This is a genomic window from Celeribacter persicus (genome assembly GCF_003050785.1).
GTDB lineage: Bacteria > Pseudomonadota > Alphaproteobacteria > Rhodobacterales > Rhodobacteraceae > Celeribacter > Celeribacter persicus.
Genome location: NZ_QAOH01000023.1, coordinates 24,167 through 34,544, shown reverse-complemented (window position 1 = coordinate 34,544; position 10,378 = coordinate 24,167). Strand labels below are relative to the sequence as shown.

The window sequence follows — 10,378 nt, the reverse complement described above, 5'->3', positions numbered from 1 at the left end:
CCCCATCAAAGGCACGAATTGCTTGGGATAGGACCTCCGAGACAACGGCCAAAGCCGCGTCCCGGAACCGCCGCATAATATGACTGGGGTGAGCAATGACATTCGTTCGTCCTCTTAGATAGAGCCAGCGTTTTTATATCTTCCTGACAAATGTGAACTGCTTATGAAATCTAGGAAGAGTGTACTTATGGCGGACTATTCTTTCTAGGGCCCGTAGACAATTAGAATTCCCATTTGCACTTGGCGTGCCCCCATCAGGTGGTCCATTTTAATTGTTAGTGCATTGTGGACCCGTGGTCCATTTGAACGATGCTTTCGGGCGCAGGCGGGCGGTAGCCCAGAGCGCTGTGCGGCCTGACCGTGTTATACAACTGAACGCCAGAACACCCACATTACCGACCGGCGCGAGGTTCTTTATCCATGGCATCCCTGGTTCGGCAGATCGGTTTATGTCCATTCTGTGATCGACAAGCCCGGCGATGCTATGTTGCGGCGCAACCTCACTGGCCGTCGGTTGGACAGGCTTCTGGAAGTCCCCGTATGGATGTTTGTCCGGGCCGCATGTGCTTCCTGCCGCCGTTCTGGTTCTGCGGCTTGGAGGCTCTAAGTGCTCTCGCGGGGCTGATTTCCGATGCCGCTTGTATTCCGCTCAATAAATCCCGCTCCCGATCACGCGATGACGCAGCATCGGACTCTGAACACGAGATTCGGAGGTTGGCCCATGCCGCGCAAAATGACGACGACGCAACTCGAGCTGTTCCCGGACACCCAGTCCGCGCCCGTGACACAGACACCGCCTTGGCAAAGCCTTCCCGGCGACACGCAGCAAACGCTGACACGGTTGATGGCACGCCTGATTGCAGAGCACGCCGGCGCGGCGGACAGGGGGAGCGATCATGAAGCATGAGAAGATTGGTCCGCAGCATTTGAAACGCAAGGCGATCCTATATGTCCGCCAGTCATCGGCCCACCAGGTCCTGCACAACCGGGAAAGCAGCGCCCTGCAATATGCCATGCGGGAGCGCACGGCAGGCCCTCCTGTGGTTCCTCGAACATGGCCTTGAACTGCCCAGCTTGCGCAAACAGGGTGAGGTGGTCTGGCGCCGCCCGACCTATGCCACCATCCACCGCATGATCGTCAATCCGGCCTACGGCGGGGCTTGTGCCTATGGCAAAACCCAGGCATCGCCAGGGGTCGGGACATCGGCCGTTCGCAGGAAAGACCGCGAGGAATGGCTTGCATTGAAGCCGGGCGCACATGAAGGCTACGTGAGTTGGGAGCGGGTAGAGGCGATCCGTAAAATGGTCAGCAACAACGTCCCTCAGAGCCGACATCATGGTGCAGCCAAACACGGCTCTGCCCTTCTTGCCGGACTGCTGCGCTGCCAACGCTGCGACCGCAAGCTGACGGTTCGCTACACCGGCAAGAAGCACGACATCCCGCGTTACTCCTGCTGGCGCGGCCTCCTGGACAACGGCGAAGCGCGCTGCATCTCTTTCGGTGGCTTGCGGGTCGATGATGTCATTGAACACGCGCTCCTGCAGGTGGTCAGTCCCGGAGCCATCGCCGCCGCAGAGGCGGCCGCCAGACAAGCATTGAACCAGCGGGATCAAGTCCGCGATGCGCTTTGCCGTGACCTGGAGGCGGCTCAATACGCAGCTGACCGGGCCTTCCGGCAGTATGATGCGTCCGACCCGGAGAACCGCCTCGTGACCGCCGAACTGGAAACCCGGTGGAACCGGGCGCTTCAGCGGGTTCAGGAGATCGAGCACAAGCTCGCGCAGTACGACCCGGCCAGCCCGGACGGAACAGTACTGCCGGCGGAAGACCTGGCCGTCTTGGGGACCAATCTCGAACGCGTCTGGTTTGCGCCGTCCACCGATGCCAGGCTTAAAAAGCGCATCGTCCGCACGGTGATATGGGAAGTGGTGCATTCGGATTCCGCCACAGCGCACGCCGGATGCAGAAGATCGGATGCAAAATCGCGGTGAGCCGGGTAAGCGTCCTTCGAACCTGAGCGGAATCCACCGGAAACTGGCGCAGGTGCAGGACGTCGATCAGCCGGTTGAGCGACATGGCAAGATCGATATTCACGTCATTCTCGACAACACGGCAGAAACGGGCGCGATTGGCCAACAGCCAGGTCGCATGGGTCTGCGGGATCGACCCGTCGACGCAGAGACAGATCCGGATTTCCCCCGCGTAGTCCTATGCTTCCAGAGATCCGAGCGCGCGTTCCATCAATGGCAGCGAATCCGTGCGATACAACGTCATCATTACGGCGCAGACTGGAAGACACTCCCTCATGTCCAGCGCTCCTGAGATTTGATGTAATTGCCAAGCCGCATGGCCAGAGCCACGGCCAGAAGCGTCGGGTTAACGCTTGAGCTCGTGGCAAAGACGGCAGCTCCGGCAACATGCAGGTTAGGATGGCCGAAGACCGTCGACGTGGTATCGACAACCCCCTCGGACGGGGTCCGCGCCATCCGCACCGTCCCCATGTGATGCCCCCCCTGAGGCGCGATCTGCCCTTCGACCAGTTCAGGATCATACTGAAACCTGCCGATCCCCGCCCGGGCCAGCCCATCTTGCAGCAAGACCAGACTGCGTTTCAGGCCGGTCAGCGTCGCCTCCCCCGCCTGCCAGTCGATCGTGACCAGGGGCATACCCAGCCTGTCGACCTGGTCGGACAGGCCGATGCGCGAACCGGCATCCGGGTATTGTTCTGCGTTGAGTTCCAAAGCGTAGGAGGCGTTGCGTGATCTGAGAAACACCGAAGGCAGTTTGCGCTCGGCCAGCGTCCGCCGTCTGGTCCAGTCCGCTGCGAAAGCAACGAGGGCAAAGGGATGGCGCACCAGGTTCATGACATGCCCCCCAAAACCCTTCGAAAAGCTTTGGGGCTCACCAAGGCGCCCCTGCGCCGCCAGCCGGTCCGCATATTCTCGAGGGGCCACTAGGTGCTTGGCAAAATGCATGGCGGACAGCACACTGCTGCCATGCGCCGGATCCCATATCGGGGCGATGTTAGGGCGCCATAACACATTGGGCAAGCCCTCCGCCGCGCGCAAGGACGCAGGCAGGCGCATGATCGTGCGCCCGTAAATGCCATCCCGCGTCAGCCGGTAGTCGAGCCGTTCGAAGGGCACAGCGCCGGAATAGGTTAGTGTGCCCACGTCCCCGATCAGGTGAGTCATGTAGCTACGCCCGACAAGATCGTTCTGGTTGCCGATGCCGCCGGGCAAAAGACTGCGCGATGCGAGCAGCAGACGGGCCGTCTCGATCCCGCCCCCGGCAAGGATGACCCGCCGGGCCGTCAGCTGCCGCGCCGCGCCCGTCCGTGTGTCACGCAGATCGAGCGCCCGGACCCTGCCGCTCTCGCGGTCGAGCAGGACTTCACGAACCAGACTGTTGCTCAGGACGTCAATACCATCCGACGCCGCCAACTCGGCGCCATAGCGCTTCCACACATCCGTCGGCTTTGAAAACCGCTCGATCTGGTCGAAATCGATAACGTCCCGCCCCCCCGCCCAGGGCCGGGGCACGGCAAAGGCCGCCTCGTCGAAAACCGGCTCGCCCGCCTCGAGAAAGTCGAGCGCTTCCGCCCAATAGGGGCTGACGTCCTCATAGCCGATCGGCCATCCTGAACGCGCCGGGTGTTGCGCAAAATCTTCGGTTGCGAACGGAAGACACCGCCCGCCCCAGACGCTGGAGGCGCCGCCAAGCATGCGTCGGCGATACAGATGCCCGGCCGGATGGCTTTGGGGCGTCAGACGCGCTGCGGCCTGAACCCCGGCCTCATCTTCGGGACGATGGCGCGCATCACCGGCCTCGATCAGGGCGATCCGCCGCCCCGATCCGACCAGACGACGCGCGAGCGCGACGCCAACCGGACCGCTTCCGACAATCGCAATGTCGTATTCCGGTTCCGATCTCACCGCAGGGTGCGCGCTACCATGAACTGCAACTCCTATTAGAAACCAATGGGTTATCTAATAAGGAAATTGTGCCATGAGTGGCTCCTACAAGCAATTGAACATCGAAGAACAGTGTAAAATCGAGTGCTGACTGAGTGCCAAGGTTCCTGTCCGAGAGATGGCGCGTGTGTTGAGGCGCTCGAAGGCGACGCTGTATTGCGAATTGAAACCAACTCAGAACAACTGATCAGGAATTGCCCCTTACGGGGCAATGCGCCCGGGACCCCGCTTGCTGTGTGAGGAGCCGCCGGTCCCCGGGCGCGCCTCTAAAATCAAACAAACGGCTCAATCCAAAGTGGCCTACTTTTACGCTGCCCTAATGGACCAATTTTGCGCCTTTTGCGCCACCTTGACAGTTGCCCATGGTACGCATCAGATAGAGCCGCTGGGCCCAGCCCCGGTCACGCATCCGAAATGCTGATCCTTTAAAATGGAAGGGTTGGAAATATCTCGTCTGTGTTGGCAGCGATCCAGTCGCGAACCTTTCGAGAAGCCGCAGACATGGTGCGGCCCTGCTCCGAAAGGAGATACCAGCGGCGGTTGATCGGCAAACCCTTAACCGGCAAAGCAACCAGTCGGCCGGAGGAAAGTTCTTCAGCCACAGTATGGGCAGAAATCATCGCAAGACCGAGCCCGTTCAGAACTGCCTGCTTGATCGTTTCGTTGCTGTCCATTTCAATCGTCGTTGCCTGATGGCCATGCCCGATTTCGTCAAGGAAACGAGCCGCCAAAATACGTGTTCCCGATCCCTGTTCACGCATGACGAAAACTTCGTTCAAAAGCGCATCTCTCGGCACCGTCTCAAGGTGAGCCAATGGATGATCGGAGGCTGCAATCACGATGTGAGGATGCTCGGCGAGCACGATCTCATCGGTCAAAGGTTCGCGCGGTGGTCGGCCCATGATGCAAAGATCGAAAACGCCCGATTTCAGCGCTGCAATCGTGTCACGGCGATTTGCGATCCTCAAAGAAATCTCGATATCGGGAAAAGCCTGGCGACATAGGGCAACGATTCTCGGCGCGAAATACTTGCCGGTCGAGACCACACCCAGGACGACCCGTCCCGAGTGGCCCGTTTCGAGCGCTTGAATGGTGGCCAATGTGCGCTCTAGTGTCGCATCGATCTCGTCACAGGCGTTGAGCAGCACCTGCCCTTGCGCCGTGACGATATTCCGCGCACGCCCCTGCTTGAGGAGCAACGGAGCGCCCACAAATTCCTCAAGTAATTTCAATTGGCTATGCACCGCAGGCGCAGTCAATCCGAGGATTTCTGCGGCCGCAGAAATATTGCCCTCATGGACCACGGTTTGCAGGGTCCGTAATTGCTTCAAAGTAAGCTGATCCAGTCGTTTCATAAATTTATTTTACACATACCAATATTTTTTTAAATTTTTTTATTCATCTTTTTGTCGCTTTGTTGAGGCCACCCCGGACGAGGAAGGGAGGCCTCTCCAGATGACCCCAGAGATCATTTCACCAAGCCACGAGATACCACACGATCTACGGCCAACATTGGCCGCGCTTTGCGAAGTGGCGGCACAGTTGAGCCGCATGATCGCTCTCGGACCGCTCGGCGGTGCACTTGACGCGAACGTCGGATCGAACACGGACGGAGACATTCAGAAAGCCCTCGATGTGATCGCTGACGCTTCTTTCGTGACCGCGTTGAAGGACACAGGCGTGCGCTGGTATGCGTCCGAGGAAAAAGACGACGTGATCGAGATCAACGGCGATGGCACGCTGGCGCTTGCGATTGATCCGCTCGACGGATCGTCGAACATCGACGCGAATGTCTCGATTGGCACGATCTTCGGCATTCAACCGGCCGCGGACACCGGCGAGGAGACCTTTCTGCGCGACGGAACGCACCTGATCGCATCAGGTTATTTCATCTACGGTCCGCAGACGCTTTTGGCGGTGACGTTCGGCGCGGGAGTTCGACACTTTGTTTTGAGCCCGGACACAAACACTTTCATCGAGGCGCCCCGCCCCGATGCCATTCCCGAAACGGCCAGCGAATTCGCGATCAATGCATCGAACTACCGCCACTGGTCGCGTCCTATTCGAGCTTACATCGACGACTGTATTGCAGGGGCCGAGGGGCCGCGCGGTCGCAATTTCAACATGCGGTGGGTTGCCTCTCTGGTCGCCGAAACCCACCGGATCATGTCGCGCGGGGGGATATTCCTCTACCCGTCTGACGGTCGCGATGGGTATCAGCATGGTCGGCTCAGGCTGGTTTACGAATGCGCGCCGATTGCGTTTCTCGTCGAACAGGCGGGCGGCAAGGCCACGACCGGCATCCATCGCATCCTCGACATCACTCCCGATAGCCTGCACGCCCGCGTGCCTTTCGTTTTCGGCACAGCCGAGAAGGTTGATCGGGTCAGCGTCTATCATGATCTGCCCGATCAGGAAGTCTCCGCCCTCTTTGGCGATCGCGGCCTGTTCCGCGCCTGAGCCCCGAAAGTAGCGATATGTCCAAGAAACACCCGATTATATCCGTCACAGGCTCGTCCGGTGCAGGCACCACGACCGTAAAAACGACCTTTGACCAAATCTTTCGCCGCGAAGGGGTCAAAACCGTCTCCATCGAAGGCGATGCCTTCCATCGGTATGACCGCGCCGCGATGAAAGCCGAACTTGATGTTCGCAAAGCTGCCGGTGACGAGACATTCAGCCATTTCAGCTATGATGCGAACGAGCTTGGCAAACTCGAAGAAATTTTCCGTACCTATGGCGAAACCGGGACGGGCGAAACGCGCCACTATGTCCACGACGACAAAGAAGCTGAGAAATGGGGGGCGGCCCCCGGCACCTTCACCGACTGGGCCCCCTTCGAGGACGGTTCGGACCTTTTGTTCTACGAAGGTCTGCACGGGGCGGTTGTCAACGACGAGGTAAACATTGCCGCGCATGCTGATCTGAAAATTGGCGTCGTGCCGGTCATCAATCTCGAATGGACCCAAAAAATCCATCGCGACAAGGCGTCTCGCGGTTACACCACCGAGGCGGTCACCGACACGATCCTGCGCCGGATGCACGCCTATGTGCATTGCATCTGCCCACAGTTCTCCGAGACCGATATCAATTTCCAGAGGGTACCTGTCGTAGATACCTCGAACCCCTTCATCGCGCGCTGGATTCCGACCGCCGACGAAAGCCTCGTCGTGATCCGCTTCAAGAACCCGCGCGGCATAGATTTCCCTTACCTGATGTCGATGATCGAAGGCAGCTGGATGACCCGCGCCAACTCGCTTGTCATTCCCGGCGGCAAGATGGACCTCGCGATGCAGCTCATCTTCACCCCAATGATTGACCGTCTCGTGTCCCAATCGAAACGCGCCTGAGGAGAATGAACATGAATGTCCAGCCCCCTGTCCAAGTGGACGAAACCCAGATGGCCAATGCCATTCGCGCGTTGACCATGGATGCGGTCGAGGCCGCCAAATCCGGCCATCCGGGCGCGCCGATGGGACTCGCTGATGTGGCAACTGTTCTGTTCAACCGCTTCATGAAAATCGACCCGAAAGACCACCTTTGGCCGGACCGCGACCGGTTCGTGATGAGCGCAGGTCATGGGTCGATGTTGGTTTATGCGATCCATCACCTGCTAGGCTATGAGGATATGGACGTGGGACAACTGCGCAACTTCCGCCAACTCGGCAGCCGCACGGCAGGTCACCCGGAATACGGCCACGCCATGGGGATTGAGACCACCACCGGCCCGCTCGGTCAGGGCATCGCCACGGCTGTCGGCATGGCCTTGGCTGAACGGATGATGAATGCGCGCTTTGGCGACGATCTTGTCGATCACCACACCTATGTGCTCGCCGGCGATGGCTGCCTCATGGAGGGGATCAGCCATGAGGCCATCGACCTTGCCGGTCATCTGGGCCTCGGGCGTCTCATCCTGTTTTGGGACGACAACCGGATCACCATTGACGGGTCCACAGACCTCTCCACCTCGATGGATCAGGTCAAACGCTTCGAGGCTGCGGGGTGGCATGTACAATCCGTAGATGGGCACAACAACGAAGCCATTGCAAAAGCGATCGAGGCCGCACGCGCGGACGACCGTCCTTCCATGATCGCATGCCGAACGGTGATCGGCAAAGGTGCCCCGAATATGGGCGGCTCGCACAAGGTTCACGGCGCACCGTTGGGTAAGATGGAGGTCGCGGCGACCCGCGAAGCGCTCGGCTGGCTGCATGAGCCTTTCGATATCCCCGAAGCTGTCTATGCGGCCTGGAGGCAGGTCGCGCAACGCGGCGCCGACGCGCGTAGGTCTTGGGCCGGGCGCAAGATGGCCTCGCCTAAGGGCGGCGCGTTCAACGCGTTTCACGAAGCCGTTGACGCGCGGGCGCTCAATGCCGCGATCACCGCTTATAAACATCGGCTAAGCCATGACGCACCGAAAGTGGCGACGCGAAAAGCCTCTGAAATGGCGCTTGAGATCGTCAATGGCACCCTGCCGAACTCGGTCGGAGGATCTGCGGATCTGACCGGGTCAAACAACACCAAAAGCAAGACACAGAGGTCCATTACCCCCGACGATTTCTCGGGTGATTACATCCACTACGGCATCCGCGAACATGGCATGGCCGCCGCGATGAACGGGATCGCGCTTCACGGCGGTTTGCGGCCCTATGGTGGCACCTTTCTCGCTTTCGCGGATTACTGCCGCCCCTCCATCCGGCTTTCAGCGTTGATGGGCGTACCGGTCACCTATGTCATGACACATGACAGCATCGGTCTGGGCGAAGATGGCCCGACACACCAGCCGGTCGAGACCATTGCGAGCCTGCGCGCCATGCCGAACCTCACCGTCATTCGCCCTGCCGATGCGGTGGAAACCGCAGAAGCCTGGGAAATCGCAGCGACCGCCACGGACACACCTACGCTGCTTGTGCTCTCACGCCAAGACCTACCGACGTTTCGCACCAAGCACACCGACGCCAACATGACCGCACGAGGCGCTTACGTGATCCGGGAGCCGAAGAGTGGTCGCGACATAACATTGATTGCTACCGGCTCCGAGGTCGAGATTGCACAGGAAGCCGCAGAAGCCCTCGCTGAGGACGGAATCCGCGCTGCTGTCGTCTCCGCCCCCTCCTTTGAGCTCTTTGCCCGGCAATCCGCCGATTACCGCTGCATGGTGCGAGGTTGTGCTCCACGCGTCGGCATCGAAGCTGCCGTGCGCCAAGGATGGGAACTCTTTCTTGAGCGCGGAGATGGGTTTGTCGGCATGTCTTCCTTCGGCGCCTCCGCCCCCGCCGCAGCCCTCTACCGCCATTTCGGCATTACCGCCGAGGCAGTTGTCGCATCCGCCAAAGACAAAATCGAGAAAAGGAAACATTCATGACCGTCAAAGTCGCCATCAATGGGTTCGGACGGATTGGCCGCAACGTGCTGCGGGCCATCGCCGAAAGCGGACGCACCGATATAGAAGTGGTCGCGATCAACGACCTCGGCCCTGTGGAAACGAATGCGCATCTTTTGCAATTCGACAGTGTACACGGTCGCTATCCGCGTGAGGTAACCGTCAAAGGCAACGCCATTGACGCGGGCTTCGGCCCCATAGAAGTCACCGCCGAGCGCGATCCGGCGAAGTTGCCCTGGGATGGCGTGGATGTTGCACTCGAATGCACCGGCATTTTCACGGTCCGCGACAAGGCAGCTCTGCATCTGGAAAACGGGTCCAAGCGCGTGCTGGTCTCCGCCCCCGCCTCGGGCGCGGACAAGACCATCGTTTACGGCGTGAACCACGAAGCGCTCACCAGCGAGGATCTCATTGTCTCGAACGCGTCCTGCACAACGAATTGTCTGTCACCCGTGGCCAAGACCCTCAACGACGCTATCGGGATCAAAAAGGGATTCATGACCACGATCCATAGCTACACGGGCGACCAGCCGACGCTCGATACGATGCACTCTGATCTGTACCGATCTCGGGCAGCCGCATTGTCGATGATCCCAACCTCAACGGGTGCAGCCAAGGCCGTGGGTCTCGTCTTGCCGGAACTGAACGGCAAACTCGACGGTGTGGCCATCCGTGTGCCAACCCCGAACGTTTCGGTTGTCGATCTCGTTTTTGAGGCCGCCCGTGACACTACGGTCGAGGAAGTCAACGCAGCCATCCGCGCCGCAGCAGCCGGCCCGCTCAAGGGCGTGCTTAACTTCACCGACCGGGCGAATGTGTCTTCGGATTTCAACCACGACCCGCACAGTTCTGTGTTCCACACGGACCAGACCAAGGTGATGGACGGACGCATGGTCCGCATCCTCAGCTGGTATGACAATGAATGGGGGTTTTCCAACCGCATGGCCGATACCGCTGTCGCGATGGGACGCCTCATCGACACACCCGCATCCAAATCGCTTGAAACCGCCTGAGGAGATA

The 10,378-nt window shown here is 59.7% G+C and carries 9 protein-coding genes and 1 pseudogene; 6 read left to right on the top strand and 4 right to left on the bottom strand.

Features of this window, described 5'->3' with window-relative positions; all coding sequences use genetic code 11:
• Both C8N42_RS18455 and C8N42_RS22200 read right to left on the bottom strand, forming a co-directional pair.
• Positions 1–102: sugar phosphate nucleotidyltransferase (locus C8N42_RS18455; protein WP_146168289.1), on the bottom strand; the 102-nt coding region annotated here is incomplete at its 3' end.
• Between the two features lie 173 nt (positions 103–275).
• Positions 276–377 (bottom strand): annotated as a pseudogene (locus tag C8N42_RS22200) (integrase core domain-containing protein); the annotation flags it as partial.
• Between the two features lie 344 nt (positions 378–721).
• Between C8N42_RS22200 and C8N42_RS18445 the strand changes: the two are divergent.
• Positions 722–907 carry a hypothetical protein gene (locus C8N42_RS18445; protein ID WP_107817962.1) on the top strand — a complete coding sequence of 62 codons (186 nt, stop codon included), beginning with the start codon at positions 722–724 and terminating at the stop codon, positions 905–907.
• Positions 908–948: 41 nt separating this feature from the next.
• Positions 949–1,992, top strand: a complete 1,044-nt coding sequence (locus C8N42_RS18440) for a recombinase family protein (protein ID WP_245890287.1) — start codon at positions 949–951, stop codon at positions 1,990–1,992.
• Between the two features lie 312 nt (positions 1,993–2,304).
• Here C8N42_RS18440 and C8N42_RS18430 read toward each other — a convergent pair whose 3' ends face one another.
• Both C8N42_RS18430 and C8N42_RS18425 read right to left on the bottom strand, forming a co-directional pair.
• Complete coding sequence (locus C8N42_RS18430; RefSeq protein ID WP_107817960.1) at positions 2,305–3,936, bottom strand: GMC oxidoreductase; 1,632 nt, start codon at positions 3,934–3,936, stop codon at positions 2,305–2,307.
• Positions 3,937–4,400: 464 nt separating this feature from the next.
• Positions 4,401–5,330, bottom strand: a complete 930-nt coding sequence (locus tag C8N42_RS18425) for a LysR family transcriptional regulator (protein WP_107817959.1) — start codon at positions 5,328–5,330, stop codon at positions 4,401–4,403.
• A gap of 100 nt (positions 5,331–5,430) precedes the next feature.
• On the opposite strand from C8N42_RS18425, the gene C8N42_RS18420 reads away from it, so the two are divergent.
• The 4 genes from C8N42_RS18420 to gap are packed head-to-tail and all read left to right on the top strand — an operon-like array spanning position 5,431 to position 10,371.
• Positions 5,431–6,435 (top strand): class 1 fructose-bisphosphatase, encoded by a 1,005-nt coding sequence (locus tag C8N42_RS18420; RefSeq protein WP_107817958.1) that lies wholly within the window; start codon positions 5,431–5,433, stop codon positions 6,433–6,435.
• A gap of 17 nt (positions 6,436–6,452) precedes the next feature.
• On the top strand, positions 6,453–7,325 hold the full coding sequence (locus tag C8N42_RS18415) for a phosphoribulokinase (RefSeq protein ID WP_107817957.1): 873 nt from the start codon (positions 6,453–6,455) through the stop codon (positions 7,323–7,325).
• Between the two features lie 11 nt (positions 7,326–7,336).
• The gene (gene tkt / locus C8N42_RS18410) at positions 7,337–9,340 is read left to right on the top strand and encodes a transketolase (protein ID WP_107817956.1); all 2,004 of its coding nucleotides are present in this window, start codon (positions 7,337–7,339) and stop codon (positions 9,338–9,340) included.
• Positions 9,337–10,371, top strand: coding sequence for a type I glyceraldehyde-3-phosphate dehydrogenase (gene gap / locus C8N42_RS18405; protein WP_107817955.1), 1,035 nt, complete (start codon positions 9,337–9,339; stop codon positions 10,369–10,371). The genes tkt and gap overlap by 4 nt, the downstream gene beginning before the upstream one ends.
• The last annotated feature ends 7 nt before the right edge of the window (positions 10,372–10,378 follow it).

What these genes read in the sequence shown, in the direction of transcription:
- C8N42_RS18445 (WP_107817962.1), top strand. Translation starts at nt 722, where the DNA reads ATGCCGCGCAAAATGACGACGACGCAACTCGAGCTGTTCCCGGACACC.
- C8N42_RS18440 (WP_245890287.1), top strand. Translation starts at nt 949, where the DNA reads ATGTCCGCCAGTCATCGGCCCACCAGGTCCTGCACAACCGGGAAAGCA.
- C8N42_RS18425 (WP_107817959.1), bottom strand. Translation starts at nt 5,330, where the DNA reads ATGAAACGACTGGATCAGCTTACTTTGAAGCAATTACGGACCCTGCAA.
- C8N42_RS18420 (WP_107817958.1), top strand. Translation starts at nt 5,431, where the DNA reads ATGACCCCAGAGATCATTTCACCAAGCCACGAGATACCACACGATCTA.
- C8N42_RS18415 (WP_107817957.1), top strand. Translation starts at nt 6,453, where the DNA reads ATGTCCAAGAAACACCCGATTATATCCGTCACAGGCTCGTCCGGTGCA.
- tkt (WP_107817956.1), top strand. Translation starts at nt 7,337, where the DNA reads ATGAATGTCCAGCCCCCTGTCCAAGTGGACGAAACCCAGATGGCCAAT.
- gap (WP_107817955.1), top strand. Translation starts at nt 9,337, where the DNA reads ATGACCGTCAAAGTCGCCATCAATGGGTTCGGACGGATTGGCCGCAAC.